25 protein-coding genes, 1 tRNA gene, 1 pseudogene and 1 riboswitch are annotated in these 21,586 nt (G+C 50.3%); of the genes and pseudogenes, 7 read left to right on the forward strand and 20 right to left on the reverse strand.

Annotated elements, in window-relative coordinates; all coding sequences use genetic code 11:
• Positions 1-43 precede the first annotated feature (43 nt).
• The 19 genes and pseudogenes from FEK66_RS21005 to pduA all read right to left on the reverse strand — a co-directional run bounded on the left by FEK66_RS21005 (position 44) and on the right by pduA (position 14,577).
• A complete protein-coding gene (locus FEK66_RS21005; RefSeq protein WP_131161064.1) occupies positions 44-487 on the reverse strand; it encodes a EutP/PduV family microcompartment system protein in 444 nt (147 codons plus the stop codon).
• 4 nt (positions 488-491) lie between these two features.
• On the reverse strand, positions 492-842 hold the full coding sequence (gene pduU, locus FEK66_RS21010) for a propanediol utilization microcompartment protein PduU (RefSeq protein ID WP_130259978.1): 351 nt from the start codon (positions 840-842) through the stop codon (positions 492-494).
• Entirely contained in the window at positions 842-1,396 is a 555-nt protein-coding gene (gene pduT / locus FEK66_RS21015) for a propanediol utilization microcompartment protein PduT (protein WP_130259977.1), read from the reverse strand. Before pduT ends, pduU begins: the two co-directional genes overlap by 1 nt.
• A gap of 2 nt (positions 1,397-1,398) precedes the next feature.
• Positions 1,399-2,742, reverse strand: coding sequence for a 4Fe-4S dicluster domain-containing protein (locus tag FEK66_RS21020; RefSeq protein WP_135494133.1), 1,344 nt, complete (start codon positions 2,740-2,742; stop codon positions 1,399-1,401).
• Positions 2,739-3,851: a 1-propanol dehydrogenase PduQ gene (locus FEK66_RS21025; protein ID WP_135494131.1), complete on the reverse strand. Its 1,113-nt coding sequence runs from the start codon at positions 3,849-3,851 to the stop codon at positions 2,739-2,741. Before FEK66_RS21025 ends, FEK66_RS21020 begins: the two co-directional genes overlap by 4 nt.
• 10 nt (positions 3,852-3,861) lie before the next feature.
• A complete protein-coding gene (pduP, locus tag FEK66_RS21030; protein ID WP_138211534.1) occupies positions 3,862-5,247 on the reverse strand; it encodes a CoA-acylating propionaldehyde dehydrogenase PduP in 1,386 nt (461 codons plus the stop codon).
• On the reverse strand, positions 5,244-6,251 hold the full coding sequence (pduO, locus tag FEK66_RS21035) for a two-domain cob(I)yrinic acid a,c-diamide adenosyltransferase PduO (RefSeq protein ID WP_135494129.1): 1,008 nt from the start codon (positions 6,249-6,251) through the stop codon (positions 5,244-5,246). The genes pduP and pduO overlap by 4 nt, the downstream gene beginning before the upstream one ends.
• 11 nt (positions 6,252-6,262) lie before the next feature.
• Entirely contained in the window at positions 6,263-6,538 is a 276-nt protein-coding gene (locus FEK66_RS21040) for a EutN/CcmL family microcompartment protein (RefSeq protein ID WP_130208669.1), read from the reverse strand.
• Between the two features lie 3 nt (positions 6,539-6,541).
• Positions 6,542-7,033 carry a microcompartment protein PduM gene (pduM, locus tag FEK66_RS21045; RefSeq protein ID WP_135410121.1) on the reverse strand — a complete coding sequence of 164 codons (492 nt, stop codon included), beginning with the start codon at positions 7,031-7,033 and terminating at the stop codon, positions 6,542-6,544.
• Positions 7,030-7,662: a phosphate propanoyltransferase gene (locus FEK66_RS21050; RefSeq protein WP_135494127.1), complete on the reverse strand. Its 633-nt coding sequence runs from the start codon at positions 7,660-7,662 to the stop codon at positions 7,030-7,032. Before FEK66_RS21050 ends, pduM begins: the two co-directional genes overlap by 4 nt.
• Positions 7,663-7,664: 2 nt before the next feature.
• Positions 7,665-8,087 carry a BMC domain-containing protein gene (locus FEK66_RS21055; RefSeq protein WP_205713432.1) on the reverse strand — a complete coding sequence of 141 codons (423 nt, stop codon included), beginning with the start codon at positions 8,085-8,087 and terminating at the stop codon, positions 7,665-7,667.
• Between the two features lie 23 nt (positions 8,088-8,110).
• A complete protein-coding gene (pduJ, locus tag FEK66_RS21060; RefSeq protein ID WP_001057752.1) occupies positions 8,111-8,386 on the reverse strand; it encodes a propanediol utilization microcompartment protein PduJ in 276 nt (91 codons plus the stop codon).
• Positions 8,387-8,405: 19 nt separating this feature from the next.
• Positions 8,406-8,756, reverse strand: a complete 351-nt coding sequence (locus FEK66_RS21065; RefSeq protein WP_000444000.1) for a glycerol dehydratase reactivase beta/small subunit family protein — start codon at positions 8,754-8,756, stop codon at positions 8,406-8,408.
• On the reverse strand, positions 8,746-10,578 hold the full coding sequence (locus FEK66_RS21070) for a diol dehydratase reactivase subunit alpha (RefSeq protein ID WP_135494123.1): 1,833 nt from the start codon (positions 10,576-10,578) through the stop codon (positions 8,746-8,748). The genes FEK66_RS21065 and FEK66_RS21070 overlap by 11 nt, the downstream gene beginning before the upstream one ends.
• Positions 10,579-10,587: 9 nt before the next feature.
• Positions 10,588-11,106 (reverse strand): propanediol dehydratase small subunit PduE, encoded by a 519-nt coding sequence (pduE, locus tag FEK66_RS21075; protein ID WP_135494121.1) that lies wholly within the window; start codon positions 11,104-11,106, stop codon positions 10,588-10,590.
• Between the two features lie 14 nt (positions 11,107-11,120).
• Positions 11,121-11,789 (reverse strand): propanediol/glycerol family dehydratase medium subunit, encoded by a 669-nt coding sequence (locus tag FEK66_RS21080; RefSeq protein ID WP_130208657.1) that lies wholly within the window; start codon positions 11,787-11,789, stop codon positions 11,121-11,123.
• A 9-nt stretch (positions 11,790-11,798) separates the two neighbouring features.
• Positions 11,799-13,465 (reverse strand): annotated as a pseudogene (gene pduC, locus FEK66_RS21085) (propanediol dehydratase large subunit PduC).
• 18 nt (positions 13,466-13,483) lie between these two features.
• Entirely contained in the window at positions 13,484-14,296 is an 813-nt protein-coding gene (gene pduB, locus FEK66_RS21090; RefSeq protein WP_064529394.1) for a propanediol utilization microcompartment protein PduB, read from the reverse strand.
• Entirely contained in the window at positions 14,293-14,577 is a 285-nt protein-coding gene (pduA, locus tag FEK66_RS21095; RefSeq protein ID WP_001183614.1) for a propanediol utilization microcompartment protein PduA, read from the reverse strand. The genes pduB and pduA overlap by 4 nt, the downstream gene beginning before the upstream one ends.
• 513 nt (positions 14,578-15,090) lie before the next feature.
• Between pduA and pduF the strand changes: the two genes are divergently transcribed.
• The 7 genes from pduF to ldtA all read left to right on the forward strand — a co-directional run bounded on the left by pduF (position 15,091) and on the right by ldtA (position 21,451).
• Complete coding sequence (gene pduF, locus FEK66_RS21100; protein WP_130208653.1) at positions 15,091-15,900, forward strand: propanediol diffusion facilitator PduF; 810 nt, start codon at positions 15,091-15,093, stop codon at positions 15,898-15,900.
• 204 nt (positions 15,901-16,104) lie between these two features.
• Positions 16,105-17,019, forward strand: a complete 915-nt coding sequence (gene pocR, locus FEK66_RS21105) for a regulatory protein PocR (protein ID WP_130208651.1) — start codon at positions 16,105-16,107, stop codon at positions 17,017-17,019.
• An 83-nt stretch (positions 17,020-17,102) separates the two neighbouring features.
• Positions 17,103-17,278: riboswitch (cobalamin riboswitch) on the forward strand.
• 217 nt (positions 17,279-17,495) lie between these two features.
• Positions 17,496-17,930 carry a cobalamin biosynthesis protein gene (locus FEK66_RS21110; RefSeq protein ID WP_135494119.1) on the forward strand — a complete coding sequence of 145 codons (435 nt, stop codon included), beginning with the start codon at positions 17,496-17,498 and terminating at the stop codon, positions 17,928-17,930.
• Positions 17,931-18,064: 134 nt separating this feature from the next.
• Positions 18,065-18,610, forward strand: coding sequence for a bifunctional adenosylcobinamide kinase/adenosylcobinamide-phosphate guanylyltransferase (cobU, locus tag FEK66_RS21115; RefSeq protein ID WP_130208647.1), 546 nt, complete (start codon positions 18,065-18,067; stop codon positions 18,608-18,610).
• On the forward strand, positions 18,607-19,350 hold the full coding sequence (gene cobS / locus FEK66_RS21120) for an adenosylcobinamide-GDP ribazoletransferase (protein ID WP_130208645.1): 744 nt from the start codon (positions 18,607-18,609) through the stop codon (positions 19,348-19,350). The genes cobU and cobS overlap by 4 nt, the downstream gene beginning before the upstream one ends.
• A gap of 24 nt (positions 19,351-19,374) precedes the next feature.
• Positions 19,375-20,454 carry a nicotinate-nucleotide--dimethylbenzimidazole phosphoribosyltransferase gene (gene cobT, locus FEK66_RS21125; protein ID WP_130208643.1) on the forward strand — a complete coding sequence of 360 codons (1,080 nt, stop codon included), beginning with the start codon at positions 19,375-19,377 and terminating at the stop codon, positions 20,452-20,454.
• A 61-nt stretch (positions 20,455-20,515) separates the two neighbouring features.
• On the forward strand, positions 20,516-21,451 hold the full coding sequence (ldtA, locus tag FEK66_RS21130; RefSeq protein WP_135494117.1) for a L,D-transpeptidase: 936 nt from the start codon (positions 20,516-20,518) through the stop codon (positions 21,449-21,451).
• Between the two features lie 55 nt (positions 21,452-21,506).
• Here the strand turns inward: ldtA and FEK66_RS21135 are convergent.
• A tRNA-Asn gene (locus FEK66_RS21135) sits at positions 21,507-21,582 on the reverse strand.
• Positions 21,583-21,586 lie beyond the last annotated feature (4 nt).

The raw sequence follows: 21,586 nt of genomic DNA on the forward strand, positions 1-21,586 counted from the left end.
GTAAGTCATCATACCCATCTCATAACATATTGAAATTTCTGGCTTAACGACAGCCTTCTTCTGTATGCAATAAGGCAAGAAGTTCTGCAATCCCGATGTTATTTACCGCACTGGTCACTAACACCTTTCGTGCTCCAGCTTCCCGTAGCCAGCATTTCACCAAAGATATCTGTTCTTCACTGGCTAAATCCACTTTGGTGACTACCCCAATGACCGGGCGATTCATTGACGTGGTAAAGCCTGGCGAAAAAGGGGACCACGGCGCGTCCGCATTAAGCACCAGCGCGATAATGTCTGCTTCACAGGCGCTGACCAGCAGCGCACTGTAAAGACTGCGGTTTTCGAGGTATTCCCCGGGAGTGTCAATGGTGGCCGGTGACCAGACGATTGCCTGCGTTTTCTGATACTGAATATTCTCTCCGCGCAGGCATTGCGTGAGTGATGTTTTTCCGCACTGGCTGGGGCCAATGAGCATCATGCGTCGCATAGTGTCAGGTCCGCGTAATGGGGCAGGCGGTAAAGTGCATCATTTCGCCCAGTGTGCGGGTAACCTGGCTAAGTGCATATTCGATAGCAGAAACATCGCCAGTCAGCACTACGGCACCGGTAAAACGATCAAGAAAACCAATCTCTACAGCGCCTGATTTTGTAGCGATATCACATGCGATGATAGATGCTTCGCTGGGGGTAATCGTCAGAATGCCAATAGCGGAAACGGTGTCCGGTAAGCCTAATTTTTTAAACAGATCCTTTCCAGGATTGGCAATAACATGTGCCAACGTGACCTGTTTACCGGGGACATATTCCTGAATCATTCGTTCAGTCGTGTGCTGAGTTGACATTATCCCTCCACCATCTGACGCCACATGGCTTCATGCGGACGGGCAATTACCGAGCGATAGACCAACAAACCTTTTTCCCCCGCTCGTTCGCTGGCGACAGATACCGCGTTATTAACATCAGAAATATCGCCTGCCACTACCATGTAGCATTTACCGCCAATACCAAAGGCCATATGTACCCGTACGAGCGTGACGTTTGCCGCTTTCACTGCACAATCGGCAGCGTCAATGCAGGCGGCGACACTCCAGGTTTCGACTACACCGACAGCCCGTCGCTGGTCAACATGGTTCAGACCGCTGATTGCGGGCAGGATAGAGGGATGAATATTAGGAAGGAGCAGACTGTCGACCAGCATTTCACCTGCAAGGGAAGCGCCGCTGTTGATGGCCTGCTGTACTGCCCCGACATCGCCTCCGAGCATCAGCAGAAATTTACCGGGGCAAAGCGTTTTGCTGACCAGTAATTCAACGTTGGCGCTTTTCAGCATGGCATCGCCGGTTTCCATTCCTTTCGCGATACTGCTAAGTTCTAAAATACCTACCGCTTTCGACATGATTAACCTCTCACTATCGTAATCGCGTTTTCTGTCACATCGCTGACCATGCCATCAATACTGGCATGAACAGGGGCACCTAATGTGCCGTGTGGAATTAGCCCCACGCATTGTCCACGAACGACGCAATCGCCTTTTTGTACACATGGAATTGCGCTGGCACCGATGTGCTGGCGTAACAATAGCGTCACTTTTTCGGGTTGTGGTACGTGTTCAGACAATGGCGCGTCCTGATACCACGTGGCTAATCCCAATCTTGTCACCAGCCGTTTTACTGGAATCAGCCGATAATTTGCCATGGCATCCTCAGGATTTAAGGCACCTTCGTAGCGGAGGTTTTTTGCGCGTAGTTCCTGCTTAAGCAGGCGGTTTATGCGCATGGGTGAAATACCTACCGGGCAGGCAACGCTGGCGCAGACGTTGCACTCCGAACAGGTGAGCGCTGTCAGTAACAGTTGCGGCGTAGCGAGCTGTTGGTAGTTAACTGCACGTACTAACAAATGTGGTGATAGTTCGTGACCAATTAAATGGCGTGGGCAGAGATCGGTACATAAGCGGCATTGTTCACAAACGGTTTTCGCGACGGCAAGTACGCTACGGTCATCCTGCATTCGACGTTGGATCAGTGAATGAGAGTTGGGTAAAACCAGCAAGCCGCCAGTGGTTTTGCTGACTGGCGTATCGAGCGATGTGATCAAACTCCCCATCATCGGACCGCCATTGATAAAACCAGGATTATCTACTGTTGCGCCTCCCGCCAGCGCCAGTACCTCGCGTAAAGAGATCCCGATGGGAACTGTCACCGTTACGGGGTTAGCAACTGCACCATTAACGGTTAGCGTGCGGCGCGTTACCGGATACTGCTGCTCAACAGCTCTGGCAATATTCAGCACAGTCTGGACGTTATTGACGACTACGCCGACGCTAACGGGCAACGCGGCTGGTGGAACGCGGCGACCTGTTGCCATCCAGATGGTCAGCACTTCGTCTCCTGCGGGGTAAACGTCGGGCAAAATATGCAGGCGGATATCAGGCGGTAGTAATGGTGTGAGGGCGTTTATTGCCAGTTGATACTTTTCTTTCAGCGCGATGATTCCGCTACTGGCCCCGGTGGCTTTCATTGCATAGTGAACACCGCGAAGCAGGCGGCTGGCTTGCTGTGCCATTAACTGCTGGTCCACTTTCAACATGGGTTCGCATTCCGCCGCATTCACCAGGAACGTATCAACACGTGCTTGTAGCTTGATATGTGTCGGAAATCCTGCGCCACCAGCACCAACAACGCCTGCTGCTTGTACTCGCTCGCGGATCGTCTGACCGTCGCAGGACGTAAACTCGACGTTCATAACAACTCCTCAAGCAATTCTGCAATAGCATTGGTATCAGCCACTCGTGGGTTGGTACGCAATGTAGCATCCGCCAGCGCCGCCTGAACCATATCGGGAATACGTGATGACCATTCTGCTTTTTTTTCTTTCAGCGCATTGGCGAGAGTCGGTATTGAACACGCTTTTTTGAGCTGTTCAATATGTTGAATGAGTGCATTCAGGCTTGCGGTGTCATTGGCATTGTCCGGGCATAAATGACACGTTTTAGCCAGCCGGGCGTAGCGTTTGGCGGCGCGAGGATCGCCAGCATTAAAACGAATAACTGACGTCAGCAGGAGCGCATTCGCCAGACCGTGGGGCAAATGAAACTGCCCACCGAGTTGATGGGCAATCGCATGATTTAATCCCAGTCCGGCCTGGCTAAAGGCCATTCCGGCAAGTGTAGAGGCATTATGCATTTTACCGCGGGTGGCAATACAATCGCCTTTCTTCACTGCAGTGGGCAGGTATTGAAAAACAATTTGCACGGTTTTTTCGACCAGTGCATCCGTGAAGTCACTGGCGCGGGGAGAAACATAGGCTTCAAGCGCATGGGTTAAAACATCCATTCCGGTATTGGCCGTTATCGCCGGTGGCACGCTCACGACCAGAGATGGATCAAGGATCGCGATATCCGGATAAAGTGCGTTATCGAAAAGGGGATATTTAATTCCTTTCTCAGGATCGCTGATGACACAGGCGCTGGTCACTTCTGAACCGGTGCCGCTGGTGGTGGGAATAGCGACGCAGGTTTCAATTTCGATAGCACACTGGCGACTAAACCAGACAATTGCTTTTGCGGCGTCCAGTGCAGAGCCGCCGCCAAAACCGATAACCACATCCGGGCGCAAAGTTTGCATCTGAGAGATGCCTTTTGCCACTGTCTGGATAGTTGGATCGGGCGTTATTTCGCTAAAAATACTGAGGCGATTGCTGTCGGGTAGCGCCAGGCGCAAGGTATCAATCAATGGCGATCGCGCCAGAAAGGCGTCGCAAATAATCCAGATGTGCTTATTGGTGAAACGACTAAGCACTTTGAGACTTCCCGGTCCGCTGTATAAACGCGTTTGTAGTGAAAAAGTATTCATTTCCGTTTCTCTAGCGAATGGAAAAGCCGCTGGTTAACACACAGCGTCGTGAGCGGGCAAAAGTCCGGGCTGACGTTGTCCCTTCTCCGGTCGGTGTAGCAATGGTGAAGGTCGTAAAACCTTCGCCACCGACGCCAATACCAGCCCAGGAGGGGCCATTTTTGACAAAGATAGAGGTTTGCATAACGCGCGCAGCAAGGTTGAGCCGTGAGATGTTCTGCGAGTGCATAATTGCGGTGTGATGCAAACTGTCTTCTACATTCAGCGCCAGTGCGAGGGCGCTATCAAAATCGTTGACCTTCACAATGGGTAGCATTGGCATGAGTTGTTCGCTGGTAACCCAGCTATCATCGGCGTCAACAACGGCAATCAGTAAGCGCGGCGCTTTTACCGGCAAAGGGAGGCCTGCGGCCTCGAGCAAGGTTGATGGACTTTTGCCGACCAGTTTTTTGTTGGCGACGCCGTCTGGCAGGCAAACAGCACGCAATTTTTCAGTTTGTTCATGGCTAAGAAGAAGGGCGCCAAAACTTTGCATCTGTTGAATTAAATAATCAGCCACTGAGGTCACGACGATCAGGCTTTTTTCAGCGATACACGGCAGGTTGTAATCAAACGAGGCTCCATTGATGATGTCTTCGGCAGCTTTCACAATATCTGCCGTTTCATCGACGATGCAGGGGGGATTACCCGCACCGGCACCAATCACTTTTTTGCCACTTTTCATTCCCATGGCGACGATACCCGGACCGCCGGTAATCGCCAGAACGCTGATTTTAGGGTGCACCATCATCTGTTCGGTTGCGGCAAAGGTCGGTTCAGATACAGTAACGATCAGGTTATGAATGCCACTACAGCGAAACGCGATGTCTTCGATTATGGCGATCAATTTCAGCGAGACGTTTTGGGCTCCTGGGTGTGGACTGAAGTAGACGCTATTACCAGCTGCCAGCATGCTGATGCTGTTGTTAATGATGGTTTCCGTGGGATTGGTACTTGGCGTGACCGAGCCAATAACTCCAAACGGGGAGTATTCAAACAAAACCATGCCACCATCACCGGTCAGTGCGGTGGTGGTTAAATCTTCAATTCCAGGTGTGTTATCGAGTGCCGCTTTGTTTTTTAAGTACTTATCTTCTTTATTTCCCATCCCCGTTTCGTTCGCGCTCTCTTCTGCCAGTTCTGTAAGGCGGGGCGTTAATTCTTCGCGAATGGCGCTGATAATGGCGCTGCGGGTTTTAAGCGGACACTGTTGAAAGCGCAAAAAGGCCAGATGTGCAGCGCAGACAGCTTCATCGACAGTCTGGAAAATACCGTTTTTTTGCGTTTGTGATGACGCGGGGACAAGCTGTTCGCGCAGAATATTGCGGATCAGTGTTTCTAATTCAGAGTTATTCATTGGTTTTCTCCCACGTTAATTGCCGTCATTGCGCTTTGGGCAATATCCATGTCTTGTTCAACGCTACCACCACTAATCCCAAGCCCTCCAAGCAATATTCCGTCACGCCAGAGGGGGAAGCCGCCACCAAAAGTGACGACTTTGCCTTGCATATGGCTTTCGAGTCCGTAAAGCGGCGCACCCGGTTGCACGGTATCCGTAAGCTTGTGTGTTGCCGTTTTCATCGCCACGGCGGTCCAGGCTTTTTTCGGTGCCAGTTCACTGCTGACCAGAAGTGCATCAGGCATCCGCCAGGTAACACTTTCTGTCCCGTTGGCATCAACAATGCTGATGACAACGGGAATATGCAGTTCATCCGCGCGCATTGCCGCGCTACGAATGAGCTGATGAAGATCCTGAAAAGTGAGCGACATCGTGCGTTCCTTCAATGCTGGAATGTGGTTGGCTGCGTGATAACGTTTTGTGATTTCCTGAATCATCAGGTTCTGATGAGCAATGTTGTCTTCCACGCGGGCGAGGGCATACAGGCAATCGGAAAGCCGGTTAATATAGTGCAGCAAAACATGGCGGACGGAGGCTTCCTTTGTCAGTTCAACCAGACGCCTTTCAGCTCTCCGGGCCACGGTGCGGGCGAAATGCATGCGGCTCGCGGCTTCACAACGTCCTGGCAGAATGAAACAGTGAACTGGAGGAACAGCGCTCATTGCGCTATCGATCGCTTTTTCAAGTGCGGCAATTTCTTCCGTACTGATGTAACGCTGCTGCGCTGATGGCTGCTCGCTTTCACTGGCGAGTTCGGCGCTAAACCAAAATATCTGTTGCTGAATGGCTTCCAGTAATATGCGATGGCTTTCGATGGCGGTAGCGCAATAACACAGACTGAGTGTCGCGTTCAGTTCATCCAGTGTGCCGTAGGCTTCGACGCGTAGATGAGTTTTACTCACGCGTTGTCCGGTAAATAGAGACGTACTTCCTGAATCACCTGTGCGGGTATAAATCGCCATCTTTCAACTCCTTAGCGCGAAATCGTATCTACAATGCCGACCACTGCCAGGTCGATGGCTTCGTTGGGGCCGCTAAAAACATGTCTGGCGCTGGAGCCGCTGCTGAGGAGTACCAACTCACCGACGCCTGCACCGACTGAATCAACGGCAACTTCGTCACCGGTTAATGGCGTGAGAGGCAGTTCGCCGTCAGCACTGACCCGGCGAACCAGCAGCAGTTTTTTCCCGACCAGGGATGGTGATTTTTGCGTGGATACCACCGCGCCTGTGACTCGAGCCAGATGCATGGGTTACTCCTGCCTGATTAACTGAATGTTTCGGGTCATTGCCGCTTCACGCGCAAGTGCGGTCACACAACATTTCCGTTGCAACACCACTATCCCTGCGCATAACTGCACTACGTCGGCATAACTTAAAAGTTGACCACGATGAAGGTAGATTGGTTGTCCTTGTTCGTCGCACCAGGTTAGCGGTAGATGAGCGAGAGACTTCAATTTGATGGCGTTCAGGAAATGACTCTGCAACGACAATTGAATGTGTATTCCCCAGGCTAACGCCTCGTGAATGTGGATTACCGCTCGATCTGACGTTTCGTTCTCCGCAAGTTGTCGCAGCAACGGTAAATCGACGAATCGAATTTGTAACGAAGCATACTGATGAACTATTTCGTTAACGCGGGCTTCTCGCAGTTGCGAAACCGTCAGCGCGAGTGTTTTCCCCGCACGTTGTTTCAGGCGAAAAATCACTTCTTCAACAATGTGTTGCATCAGTTTGTTATTCATGGCAACGACACCAGCGTGGCAAAAACGGCTGGATTATCAGCGCCTGCGGCGTTGGCCTCGTCGGTATCAATATGCATTTCAAGGCGCATATCTGGTGAGACGCGAACAGCAACGTTATCGAATATCAGTCGTCGTTCATCACCTTCAATGGCGACCGCCACTTTATCGCCATGTGTAACGCCATAAATCAGGGCATCTAGCGAAGACATATGAATGTGCCGTTGTGCGACAATAACGCCAGAAGCGATTTCCAGCTCTGCAAACGGGCTTATCAGACGAATCCCCGGTGTGCCGTTGAGATCGCCAGACATACGTAGCGGGGCTGTGATCCCTAATGTTCTGGCGTCAGTCCGGGAAATCTCCACCTGGCTTGAGTTACGTAGTGGCCCTAACAAGCGAACGTTGTGTAATTTGCCTTTTGGTCCCACCAGCGTAACAACCTGTTCAGCAGCGAATTGACCAGGTTGCAGTAATGACTTTTTCTCGCTGATCGGTTGTTCAGGAAAAAGGCGCACATAATCCGCCGTTGAAAGATGAATATGACGACTGGAAACGCCCAGAGGGATAGGGCGCTCGCGCATTTCATCCAGAACCTGGCTAACAGTCTCCTGCAAGGTTTGTTTATCCATTGCTACTCCCCTCGCTTATCAGAGTGCAGACAAAGTGAACGTGGCTCACCTTTTTGCCGTTGACACGCGGGATCAAGACACAAATTACAGCTGATAATCTCTGAGGGGGCGACTGTTGCTGGCGTTTCGCTTACTGCCACCGTCGTATTCATTGCTTCTGTTGGGCGGGGCAGTATTCCCTCACCCGGGCGGGCAATCACTTTGTGTGCGACGAGGCCATTTCGCTGTTCGGCGAAACTGGCACCCGTCGCGATCGCCGCATTAACCGAGGCGACGTCACCGGTGATTTTAATGAGCGTCCAGCCTGAGCCATTGGTCTTCTCAAGGCCAACCAGCGTGATGGACGCGGCTTTTGCCATAGCATCTGCGCAACTGATGGCGAGTGCCAGACCACTGACTTCAAGTAATCCCAGTGATTGCTTCACGCTGTGCTCCTTAGCGAATGGGGTTATGCAGATTTAGGTAAAATGGCCTCAACATCGCTGTGTGGCCGCGGGATGACATGGCAGGATTTCACTTCGCCAACGGCGCTTGCGGCGGCGCTTCCTGCATCAACGGCGGCTTTTACTGCGCCAACATCGCCACGGACCATCACCGTAATCAGACCCGAACCAATCTTTTCATAGCCAACCAGTTGCACGTTGGCGGATTTAACCATGGCATCTGCGGCTTCAATTGCGCCAACTAACCCTTTTGTTTCAACCAGTCCTAGTGCGTTGTTCATACAGCGTTTCTCCTGTGGATTATGAGTGGCATTCCCTGAAGGGAATGCCTTTTACCAGGCGGGCAGCGTTATTGCCGATGCTGCGCCGGGCATGGTTATCTTGTTGATACATCAGCGTAAACAGTGGCGCTGATGCCGGTAAGTTTTTGTAATGCACAATCAGCTTTTCCCGGTCGCAGGCTATGCCAACCAACAGGGGGGACTGACGAGCAGCCTGCCAGGCGCTATCGATGACTTCACCTGACGGGATATGTTGAATGCGAAAGGGGATACCTTCCTCTTCAATGCCAAGAAGCACCTCATTCCATGTACTGATACAGTCACCTATTTCCGTAACGACAATAGCGGGCGTATGTTCTTTACTTTCCATGAGCCAACTCCCTGTGCCAGGAAATCAGTAGCCCGGTAGCTACCGCATTGCGCGGGCCTTCACTACCACGGATATTCCCCCGTCCGGCGACCAATCGATAATGCGCCAATGCATCGGTGACTAACTGCGGTACTTCGAAATCCAGCGAAGAACCGCCGACCAGAACGACGAACGGAATATCGCGAATATTTCCGCCTGGACTTACCTGACGTAGCGCGCGCAGGGCATTGGTGACGAAGACGCGCTCTTTCGCACTGCGGCGAACAGCACGTACTTTTTCCAGTGTTAAATCGCCGGGAATAGGCACCAGTTCGTCAGGTTTCACCACACAAACGCGGGCAAATACATGAGGGGACAGCGGAGTAGGGAAGAACTGAACGCTGCCGTCTTCATGGCGTAAATGGAACAGGCTTTCTACTTTTGCCAACGGGTATTTTTTGATTTCTTCTGCGAGATAACGATCATTTAAGCCCAGTTCCCTGGCAATAATCATCGTCACCATGTCGCCCGCTCCCGCAAGGTGAGTGGCTATCATTTCCCCTTTCTGATTGATGATGGAGGCATCGGTAGAACCTGCGCCTAAGTCCAGAATTGCCAGAGGGCGTGTGGTTCCTGGGGTAGTCAAGGCTCCCTGAATTGCAGCTTCTGCTTCAGCGCCTCCGACCTGAACATCAACATGCAGTTTTTGCTTAATTTCACTGGCGATCATCGCCATTTGCAGTCGGTCGGATTTCACCATAGAGGCGATACCCACTGCCTGTTCCAGTGAAAATTCACCAGCCAGCCCACCGGTTACGCTGACGGGAACAGAGGTATCTATCGCCAGTAAATCCTGAATAAAAATTTCGTGGCTGGGTTTATTGGTCAGTTCCGCCATAGTCTGGCGAACATGTTCCAGCATACCGCCGATGTTGGTGCCCGGTTCTCCCGTTACGTTTTCCAGTTTTGGGCACTCGCCGACCGCTTTCATAATGGCATCGGCACCAGCAGCAACATCAACTCGTATTGTACGTCCGGCAGAAAGCAGCTCGATGTTTCCGGCGGGTATCGAACGGGCTTTAACGTCGCCAGAAGGTGTTTTCACCACTACTGCAGAACGGTTGCCTATGAGTGCTCGTGCAACAGGAACGATATTTTTAGTCTCTTCAGCATTGAGGGCGAAAACAGTGGCAATCCCATACGGATTAGACAGGGTTTCGATAACCTTCCCGGGAACGGCGACTTCAATCGCGGCCAGCATGCCGAGCGGAATACGATCGATGTAGAGGACTTCATCAACAATGGGTAAAGGGATTTCCAGGCGGTTACTGACAAGCACGCCATCATCACGTTGCAGAATAACGCCAGTCAGTTGATATCCGGCACGCACGGAGGCGTTTATCATGGTCGCGATATCGGCAAAATCAAATGCCGATGACACGACCAGAATGTACGGTGTATCCGCCGGACGTGTTAACAACTCTTGTGGAGTGATGGTGAGCCCCACGCCCAGTCCTACTCCGCCTGGCGTTTTTGGGTTGTGACCAATCATGGTTGACTCGGTGATGATGGTTTCCGTAATGGTTTCCATCGCCACATCGCCAATGACAGGAGTTGCTTCGTTGATACGAATAAGCGAAATATCGCTGACATTGATGCCGACTTTTTTCGTTGCCTGTGCGAGCGCCTCCTGAATGCCATATACGTTACGCAACGTACCTTTAATTCCGGTGGTTTCCGCAAGGGCGCTGCTCACGAATGACAATTTTCCAGACGTACTGAGCGTCGCCAGAGCAACTTCTGTAGATGAATTGCCGATATCAATGCCTGCTATATATCGCATAGTTCGTCCTTAATCGTCGCCTTTCAGTTTTTTACGCTCGACATAGAGTTCTGCAGCTTCGCGGACAAATGCAGCGCAAATTTTGGCCTGATAACGACGTTCAAGATCGTCAGCAATGGCAATGAGTTCTTGCTTAGTTGAACGATAAGGGCGTAACGCATTATAGATTTCAAGGATGCGATCATCCGGCACTGAGGTAAGCTCGGCGGCACGTTCAAAATTCATCGCCAGACGATCGCGACCAGCATCTCTGGCAATCGCGGCCTGAATACGCAATGTTTCAGGGGTTATGCGCATGTCCTGGGCGGTGACTTTATTGCTGAGTACATTCTCCAGAGTGAAATCGTCGAGCGTTTTATTGGTCGACGTTTTAACCCATTCCGGATGTTTATTTGCCAGCGGATAATCCGTCACTTTGGCGTTCTGTATTGACGCGTTGGGTGTCGCAGAAACAGGAGCTGCATCCTGTAGACTGTTCATGCGGTTCAACACGTCCCTGACCATCGACTCAATTGCATCGGTATTCATGAAGGTTTCCTTTGTTAAAACGTCACGCGCAGTTCTTGCGGTTTTTTGCCAGTGACCACGTACTTCGTCTCTTTGATATGCAAAATGGCTGATTTGGCCTGGTATTTAGGCCGCGCCATTTGATCGTTGAGGGTCGGAACTGGTTGTGGAGACTCACGCTTCGCATAACGCGCGGCGTTTTTACCAATCTGGCGATAAGTTTCCAGCGTCAACAAAGGCGCTTGCGGGAAAAGTTCCAGGTTAGACAAAGGGGGAAGCCCCTGCTGGTGGATAACCGTGGTGCCTTTTGACTGAATACCAATAGCAATGCCGGAACCACTAAGGCGATCGCCTTCGACTGCTACGAATGCGACATCGGACGATTTAAAACAACGAATCACACGCGCTTTAATACCTTCTTCTTCGATACCGGCAATCACTTCACGCAAGATGTTTTTATGCGGAATACCGATAATATTGACGGTCTGCGCCAGGCCAAATGCCGGGCCTACAGCAATAATGACTTCATCCTGCTGAGTGCCTTGTTGGGCTTCGCCAATTTCAGTTAAAAAATTTCCGGTATCCGGCGCGGAAGAGACTGTTGCGGCGACAGGTGCGCGAAATGAAACGGACTTGTCGCTGGTTTGCATTTCTGCCAGCACGTCTTCGATAATCTGACGCAGTAATTTTTCGTTAATTTCCATTGCTCACCCTTAGTCAATTTCGTTGGGATCAAGTGCACCGGGAATATTTTTGATCTCTTCCCAGCGTTCCCCTTGCAGGCGATAACCTGTAGCCGGTCCGGCGTAATCATTGACGTCATTGACCGCAGAGAGCACTTGTCCGTCATCGACGATAATGGCTGAGGTATGGAGATAATCGCCGGTCAGTTTCGCTTTTTGCATGTTGAGCATGTCCTGAGCGACATCGGTAAAACCGCCTTGCGCCAAGGCTTTCACCACTTCCAGGCTGTTACGGTTTTTATTGATAATTTCCTGGGCGAACTTGATGTCTTCTACAATGTTGCGCTCTGGCATATCTTTCGAACCGTGGGCATAGGTCGCCGCTTCGACTTCTTCATCGGTAATAAGGGGTAATCCCATACCGGCAAAGACAGCCTGTAAAGCGCGTGCGGCTTTATTGCGGATAGCGACAACATCTTCTTCGCGCACCGGTCGCAGACCGCCATCAACCTTCAGGTCACGCTGAATGACGTTGTAATCATCGAAGTCTTCGGCGTCTTCGTTTGAACCGGCAAACATGTTGTCGTAGTTCGGCACAGCGGAAAAACCGGAAGAGATAAAGTCAGTACCCGGCAGAAACTGCATCAGGAAACGCGCGGTACGGCGCATATCTGAGTGGGTAAAGGTCTGGTCATTACTGGAGGCACATTCCAGATCCAGCGATGAGCAAATTAGGTTTTCCGCCAGCACTGCGCGGATGCCTGACGGCACAGCTGATGGAACACCAATGCAGCTTACGGAACCATTCTGCAGCCCCTGTACGCCTGCGGCTTTGGTGATGTAAATGCAACGAGCCTCGAGATAAAGCATTGATTTGCCTTCCGCGTAACCCATCTGTACTTCAGAGCCGGAGCCGGAAGTAAAGCGCATTTTTTTAAACCGCGAGAAGCATAAGATGACGCGAGAAATCCTTTTGACCACGGGGTATCATCGCCATCGGTGAAAACAGGTTCCGTGCCGTAAACAGAAATCGTTTCGGCGTAACAGGTGTGGCCTAACATACCGAGTTTCAGTTCGGTGGCTTCTTCCAGTGAACACTGGGTCAAGACGCCCGGGCGCCCTACCTGTGAACCTACCAGCAGAGCGATGGCGTTGAACGGCGCATAGCGAGCCACGGCAACGGTGGTTTCCTGTTCATCAAACCCGCGCCATGCGCCTTCGGCTGCGTCGGCGGCAATTTGTACCGGGTTATCTTTGACGTTAGTGACGTGAGCCTGTTGTGATGGTGTTCGACGGGCGCGCATTTTCTGCATCGCCATCATCATCTCTACCACGTTCATCTGCGAAACCACTTCGACGATTTTGGCGGGCGTCATTGCTGTGGTAATGGGAACGATATCGCTACGTTTGACATTCGGATCGCACAGCATATTGGCAAGTTTGACCGAATCCATCGCGATGACTTCTTCGGCGCGCGCGAGATTGATGCCGTAACGGGCGATAAAGTGGTCGATCAGGTCAAACTGGCTGGCGGGTTTTCCATCCAGCTCGGTGACGACGCCGTTAACAATTTTGATTGACGGTTTTGGATCGTTCGGGCTTTCCATCGCAATGAAGCCTTCTTCAATCCACTCTTTAACGAAACCGTCCTGGTTGACCGGGCGTTTGGCCAGTGCTTCAAATCTTTTCGATCTCATGAATCAGCCTCAGGGAATTCAGATGTAGGAAGGGCGATCGTTTTTCGGTGTATCGCCGAGAGTCGAAAGTACGGTTTTACCGATTTCGCGTGCGGAGATGACCGCCTGACGGACTGCGCCGGAGTCACCCGAGATAATCAGAATGACTTCATTGCTGTAGCTGGTGCCATGAGCAGGCGAGCTGTATGCCACCACGTCCACATTGGCGGACTTCAGCGCGGTGTCGGCCATCAGAACACCCACAGCGGCTGGAGCGCCAACAATAACGCCGCAAGCCCGTCCCAGTGGTGCACCAAACGCTTTTTCCAGTGCATAGCTGGCGCGGGCGGTATATTGCAGTTCAAGATGCCCGGCTTCGTTGGCATAGACATCACCAAAGGTCCGGTCGAGTTCTTTCAGGGCAACTTCAATACCGCGTTTCACGTCGGAAACATCGTTGCCACCTAAGAGGATTAATGAGCCGTGTCCGGCACCGCCTTTGGTATCGCGAGGAAGTTCAATGCTAATAACTTCAGTGTTCGTAGCTTTTACCGCTTCATCAGCGGCCATAATGTGTGGACCTGCGCCAATACGTGCACCCAGAATGCCAATGGAGCGATAGCGTTTTTCAAGTTTCATCGCGTCCAACAGGGCGCTATCAACGTTCGCAATGACCAGACCTACAGTGTCGCCAATAGCGGTGCCAACAAATTCCGTTAACGTGCAGCTTTTTTCTGCCATAGCCGTCTCTCGTGTTTGATGAGTGGTTTCCGGGAGAACCTCATGCTCTGGCGTCGCTACGCGAGCGATGACCTGCGCCATGATCTGTTCGACCAGTTCATTGCTACTCATGGGTTAATTCCCTTTGGTAAGATTTTTTCGACATCGGTATGTGGGCGGGGAATAACGTGTACGGCTTTTACTTCACCGACGTTACGCGCGGCGGCGGCACCTGCGTCTGTTGCCGCTTTTACAGCCCCGACATCGCCACGCACGATGACGGTCACCAGCCCGGAACCTATTTTTTCGTAGCCAACCAGCAATACATTTGCCGACTTCACCATGGCGTCTGCGGCCTCTATGGCGGCAGTTAAGCCTTTGGTTTCTACCATTCCTAACGCTTCTTGTTGCATAAAGACCTCGCCTGGATTTTTTGACGATATGACTATAAAAAAAAGCGAGGAAAAAGAATGGCTGACTTAATCGGCCAATGAGAAAAATAAATAGAGGACAAATATTATAAAATTGCTTTTATATACTATATGTTATTAATTTATTGGTTGTTTTGTGGGCCTTTCAATGTGAATTAATTGCGTTGGCTGAAGGGTTTAATCGCGAATAATATTTCGTTGGGTTTGGTTCGCGGAAAGGAACTGTGATATTTGTTTAAATTTTATTATGTCATGATGACAATTTTTTATTGTGAAAGTTTGGCGGTAATTATTACTTTCAACACTGATTAACGCTGTGTTGCATGCTTCTGCAATGACAATAATTTGCTATGTCAGCACGATTTTTCCACGAGTCTGTCATGCATGTTGGCAATATTTTCCGCAGAGCAATTTTTATAGTTGCGCTCGATATACATAACAATCAGCAATTCTGTTGGCTGATGAAGAAACAAACTCCGCAAAGAAGGTGTCACTATGAATGATTCACTCAAGGCGCAATGCGTTGCCGAGTTTTTGGGCACCGGACTGTTCCTCTTTTTTGGCATTGGTTGTTTGTGTGCCCTCAAACTTGCTGGGGCAAGTCTGGGGCTGTGGGAAATTTGTATTATTTGGGGGTTAGGGATTTCGCTTGCTGTTTACCTTACGGCAGGTATTTCCGGTGCTCATCTCAACCCGGCAGTTACCATTGCTCTGTGGCTGTTTGCCTCTTTCCCAGCCCGTAAAGTGCTGCCATTTTGTGTGGCGCAATTAGCGGGTGCCTTTGGTGGTGCGGTTCTGGCATATTTTTTATACAGCAATTTGTTTACCGATTTTGAATCTGCCCACAATATGGTTCGTGGAAGTGCAGAAAGTTTACAACTCGCCAGTATCTTCAGTACTTACCCGGCAGCGGCAATAAATGTATGGCAGGCGGCACTGGTTGAAATAGTCATCACGTCTATGTTGATGGGATTGATTATGGCGTTGACCGATGACGGCAACGGTGTACCGAAGGGGCCTCTTGCACCTTTACTGATTGGTATTCTGGTTGCTGTTATTGGTGCTTCTACTGGACCATTAACCGGTTTTGCCATGAATCCAGCGCGTGATTTTGGGCCAAAAATTTTCACCTGGCTTGCGGGTTGGGGAGAAATAGCGATGACTGGCGGACGCAATATTCCTTATTTTATTGTACCCATTATTGCCCCGGTCATTGGTGCCTGCGTTGGTGCGGCGATTTATCGCTTTCTCATTGCACAAAATTTACCTGTCAATAGTGTTACGCCTAAAGATATCCGCGAATAGCGAAATAATCTGGCGGTTATAAACGTTTATTTTTTTACTGTTTGTGATCTGCTTTCCGAACTTATTAAAAAGTCTCCCGCTTCATGGAGGCTTTTGTTATTGTCCTTTGTGCTTCTCGTCAGTAAATCATCAGGGATGATGTGAAGATTAAATGTAAAACAATTGTTTTTTACAATAACAATAAATTAACTGGGAGGTTTTATCATGATTTCTGCGGCGACACTTAATTCAGAACTCATTAATAAAATCGCGCAGGATTTTGCGCAGGCGACCAGCCTTGCGGTTGTCGTGGTCAATATCCACGGTGATGAAATTTCCGAACTTTTTAACTTCACCCCGTTTTGTCAGATGATGCGGCAACATCCACAGCTTAGCACTCGCTGCCGCATGAGCGATCGTTGTGGAGGCCTGGAAGCTTCTAAATCCGATCAACCTTGTATTTACCGTTGCCATGCAGGATTAACCGATTTCTCTATTCCTTTGGTGATTGCCGGGCATTTAGTCGGCTTTGTGTTGTGTGGACAAGTCCGCCTGCGTAATGGTGATGTCGATTTGATCGATATTCTGAATGTCGATGATCGTTGGCAAGCAGATCCCGAATTACTTAATGAATTTCGCAAAGTCCCGGAGATGGATTACTCGCGAGTTATGGCCTCTGCTGATTTGTTGAAGTTGATTGTGGAAAATTGCCTCAAAAAGCAACTCAATTTTGTCGTTATTAAAGAGAATAAACCTCATTCGGATTCAGTTCGTCAGACCCGTGCGTCTAATCCCCACGATAATAAAATGAAAAAAGCATTGCGCTATATTGATGCGCATTTATCAGACGATTTACGCCTGGAGGATGTTGCCTCGCATGTTTATCTAAGCCCTTATTATTTCAGTAAATTGTTTAAGAAATATCATGGGATTGGTTTTAATGCATGGGTAAACCAACAACGCATGGCCAGCGCCCGTGAGTTGCTGTGCCATAGTGACTGGAGCATCGCCAGCATTGCGCGTAATTTAGGCTTCTCTCAAACCAGTTATTTTTGCAAAGTTTTTCGACAGACCTATCAGGTAACGCCGCAGGTTTACCGTCAGCAAATTAGCGAAAATATGGCTGCGGAAACGGCATAAATTCAATGTAAAAAATGAGGGATGATTAAATATACTCTGGCAGTAATAATTCATTTACGTGTTATGGGAAAATTGAAATCAGCTCATAACATACGCTGACAGGTTTGGCACATTTGTGCCTGGGAAGAGGGTGGAAATCCCTCGCAGCCCCCGCTGCTGTAATGCTGACAACCCCGAAAATGCCACTGATCGTGAGATCGGGAAGGTCGGGGGAGGATGACGCTAAGCCAGAAGACCAGCCTGTCAGTTAATACCAACAACTTCGGTGGGAAGTGGGTTGTCTGGAAGCGCCCGGTTGAGCACTGGCGCGTCTTTATACCCCTACCACCCTGAAAGGATCAGGGGATGGCGGCAGCATTTATTTCATTCATCGTCGTGTCGACAGGCACCAGGGCTGCACTTATGGTGTGGCAATCTTTTTTTGTGGCATATCAACCTGACCGTTATTACAGGAAACTAAGCGGAGGGTGGTGGTCATGAAAACGATAAAACCTGAATCGATAGCTCTTTTTTGCCTCTCATCTGGCGATATTGAACTCGCTAAACATCTGGCTGAAATGTTGCCTATTACCTGTTTTGTCGGTGAGGATTGGCAGCAAGGTTTCCTGCCTTTTAACGGGGGGCCAGAACAATCATTATCAGATGCGTATAGCGATTATTCAGTGCTGTTATTGATTGCTGAAAGCGAGACGCTCATCCCAGAAAGGCTCCCTCTGCCTGATGGCGTGACGGTAATCTTAATAGCAGAGCACAATGCTCGTTTGCTGAATGGCACGGCTGGTGGGGCTGTAGCGTTACTCCATTATCTGAATGAAATGTGTCAATTCAGAGAAACCGTTGCTAATGACACATTTTGTCGGTCGTTAACGCAGGCGAATTGGGCTATTTCACAATGCCTCCCCCATTCGTAATGGATTGAGAATGCTGGATTTTTATTTTTAATACGCGCAGTATTAATCGAAGAAATGTTATTACGGTCAGTAACAGTGGAACATCCATTGCTCTGGTCAATGAATACCATCATACAATTGAACCGGGAGTCCGTATGATGATTTTGGTGACGGGGGGCGCACGGAGCGGGAAGAGCCGGCACGCCGAGGCGCTTATTGGGGACACTCCACAGGTCCTGTATATCGCTACTTCGCAAATTTTTGATGATGAGATGGCCGCACGGATTGAACACCATCGGCAAGGCCGCCCGGCGCACTGGCACACGGTGGAACGCTGGCAAAATCTTGATGAGTTAATTAACACAGACATTAACCCGCAGGCTGCCGTATTGCTGGAATGCATTACAACAATGGTGACTAATCTTTTGTTTGAATATAGCGGCGATAAAGATTCTGAAAAATGGGATTATGGCGCGATGGAGCAGGCGATTAACGGTGAGATTCAGTCGTTGATTGCCGCCTGTCAACGTTGTACTGCAAAGGTCGTATTAGTGACCAATGAAGTGGGCATGGGGATTGTGCCGGAGAATCGTCTGGCGCGACATTTTCGTGATATTGCCGGGCGGGTAAATCAGCAGCTGGCCGCTGCGGCAGATGAAGTATGGCTGGTGGTTTCGGGTATTGGAGTAAAAATCAAATGAGTAAATTATTTTGGGCGATGCTCTCTTTTATTACGCGTCTGCCTGTACCGCGTCGTTGGTCCCAGGGGCTGGATTTCGAGCATTATTCTCGCGGTATCATTACTTTTCCCTTAATTGGTTTATTGCTTGGCGCCATTAGTGGACTGGTCTTCATGGCGTTGCAGGCATGGTGTGGCATACCGCTGGCGGCTCTGTTTAGCGTGCTGGTGCTGGCGCTGATGACAGGGGGATTCCACCTGGACGGCCTCGCAGATACCTGTGATGGCGTATTTTCTGCACGTAGCCGCGATCGCATGTTGGAAATCATGCGTGATAGCCGTTTGGGTACCCACGGTGGTCTGGCGCTGATTTTTGTGGTTCTGGCAAAGATTCTGGTGCTAAGCGAGTTGGCACTGCGTGGCGAACCGATCCTTGCATCGCTGGCGGCTGCATGTGCGGTTAGCCGTGGGACTGCCGCATTGTTGATGTATCGTCATTGTTATGCCCGGGAAGAAGGGCTTGGTAATGTGTTCATTGGCAAAATTGACGGGCGACAAACCTGTGTCACCCTCGGTTTAGCCGCTATTTTTGCTGCCGTATTATTGCCGGGTATGCATGGTGTGGCTGCTATGGTGGTGACGATGGTGGCGATTTTCGTCCTCGGCCAGCTTCTCAAACGGACTCTGGGCGGGCAAACCGGCGATACGCTAGGAGCAGCCATAGAACTTGGTGAACTGGTCTTCCTGCTGGCACTGCTATAAGACTGATTACCGAAGAGACGCTACATGCAAACACTCGCCGAATTATTGAATACGATCCCTGCCATCGATCCTGCCGCTATGTCGCGTACCCAACGGTATATTGATGGGTTACTCAAACCTGTCGGTAGTCTGGGAAGACTGGAGGCGCTTGCCGTACAACTGGCAGGAATGCCGGGACTGAATGGTGTGCCTCATGTGGGCCAAAAAGCAGTGCTGGTTATGTGTGCCGATCATGGCGTCTGGGATGAAGGTGTCGCTATTTCTCCGAAAGCAGTGACAGCCATCCAGGCTGAAAATATGACACGTGGAACAACTGGTGTGTGTGTGCTGGCAGCACAAGCGGGCGCTAAAGTTCACGTGATTGATGTTGGGATTGATACCGTTGAGCCTATCCCTGGGCTTATTAACATGCGTGTCGCACGAGGTAGCGGTAATATTGCCTCGGGTCCGGCAATGAGCCCCTGTCAGGCTGAAGAGTTGCTTTTGGACGTCATACAATATACGCGCGAGTTAGCGAGAAATGGCGTCACGCTGTTTGGTGTGGGTGAACTGGGGATGGCAAATACCACACCGGCAGCGGCGATAGTCAGTGCGATTACTGGACGCGATCCTGAAGAAGTGGTCGGTATTGGCGCAAACCTGCCGACAGATAAACTGGCGCATAAAGTTGATGTTGTTCGTCGGGCAATAACATTGAATCAACCGAATCCACTGGATGGTATTGATGTGCTGGCCAAAGTCGGTGGGTTTGATTTGGTCGGAATGGCTGGCGTAATGTTAGGTGCCGCTTCCTGCGGTTTACCCGTGTTGCTGGATGGATTTCTTTCTTACGCCGCTGCACTTGCCGCCTGCCGGATGTGTCCTGCAATCAAACCGTATCTCATTCCTTCTCACCTGTCGGCAGAAAAAGGGGCGCGTATAGCGCTGTCACATTTGGGGCTGGAGCCTTATCTCAATATGGAAATGCGTTTAGGTGAGGGGAGTGGCGCAGCGCTGGCGATGCCCATCATCGAAGCCGCCTGCGCGATATACAGCAACATGGGAGAACTTGCCGCCAGTAATATTGTTCTACCGGGGAAGACGACTTCTGAATTGAACAGTTAAAAACGAAAAGTCAGATAAAAGCTATAATTATCGGATAGCTTTCGCGACTTAGGAAAGGGACATGATGCGTCGTGTAAATATACTTTGTTCATTTGCTCTGCTTTTTGCCAGCCATAATAGTCTGGCGGTAACTTATCCACTCCCTCCAGAGGGTAGCCGTTTAGTCGGGCAACCACTGACAATTACGGTTCCTGATCACAATACCCAGCCGCTGGAAAACTTTGCTGCACAGTATGGGCAAGGTCTGAGTAATATGCTGGAAGCGAATCCGGGCGCTGATGTTTTCTTGCCGAAGTCTGGCTCGCAACTCACCATTCCGCAGCAACTGATTTTGCCCGCCACTGTTCGTAAAGGGATTGTGGTTAACGTCGCTGAGATGCGTCTTTATTACTACCCGCCAGACAGTAATACTGTGGAGGTCTTTCCTATCGGTATCGGTCAGGCCGGGCGCGAAACACCGCGCAATTGGGTGACTACCGTTGAACGTAAACAAGAAGCTCCAACCTGGACGCCAACTCCTAACACTCGGCGCGAATATGCGAAACGAGGGGAGAGCCTGCCAGCATTTGTCCCTGCGGGTCCCGATAATCCTATGGGGCTGTACGCGATTTATATTGGCAGGTTGTATGCCATCCACGGTACCAATGCCAATTTTGGTATTGGGCTCCGGGTAAGTCAGGGCTGTATTCGTCTGCGCAATGACGATATCAAATATCTGTTTGATAATGTGCCTGTAGGTACTCGTGTACAAATTATTGATCAGCCGGTGAAATACACAACGGAACTGGATGGCTCAAAGTGGCTGGAAGTTCATGAACCGTTATCGCGCAATCGGGCGGAATATGAGTCCGACAGAAAAGTGCCATTGCCGGTAACGCCTTCATTGCAGGCATTTATCAATGGACAAGAAGTTGATGTAAATCGCGCAAACGCAGCTTTGCAACGTCGATCGGGAATGCCTGTGCAAGTTAATTCTGGGGCGAGGCAGATGTTTTAAAATAGTTGTTACGTAGAAAGCAAAAAGCCTGCTCGAAAGCAGGCTTTTTTGAATTTGGCTCCTCTGACTGGACTCGAACCAGTGACATACGGATTAACAGTCCGCCGTTCTACCGACTGAACTACAGAGGAATCG

This window comes from Escherichia sp. E1130, assembly GCF_005781065.1.
In the GTDB taxonomy this organism is placed as follows: domain Bacteria; phylum Pseudomonadota; class Gammaproteobacteria; order Enterobacterales; family Enterobacteriaceae; genus Escherichia.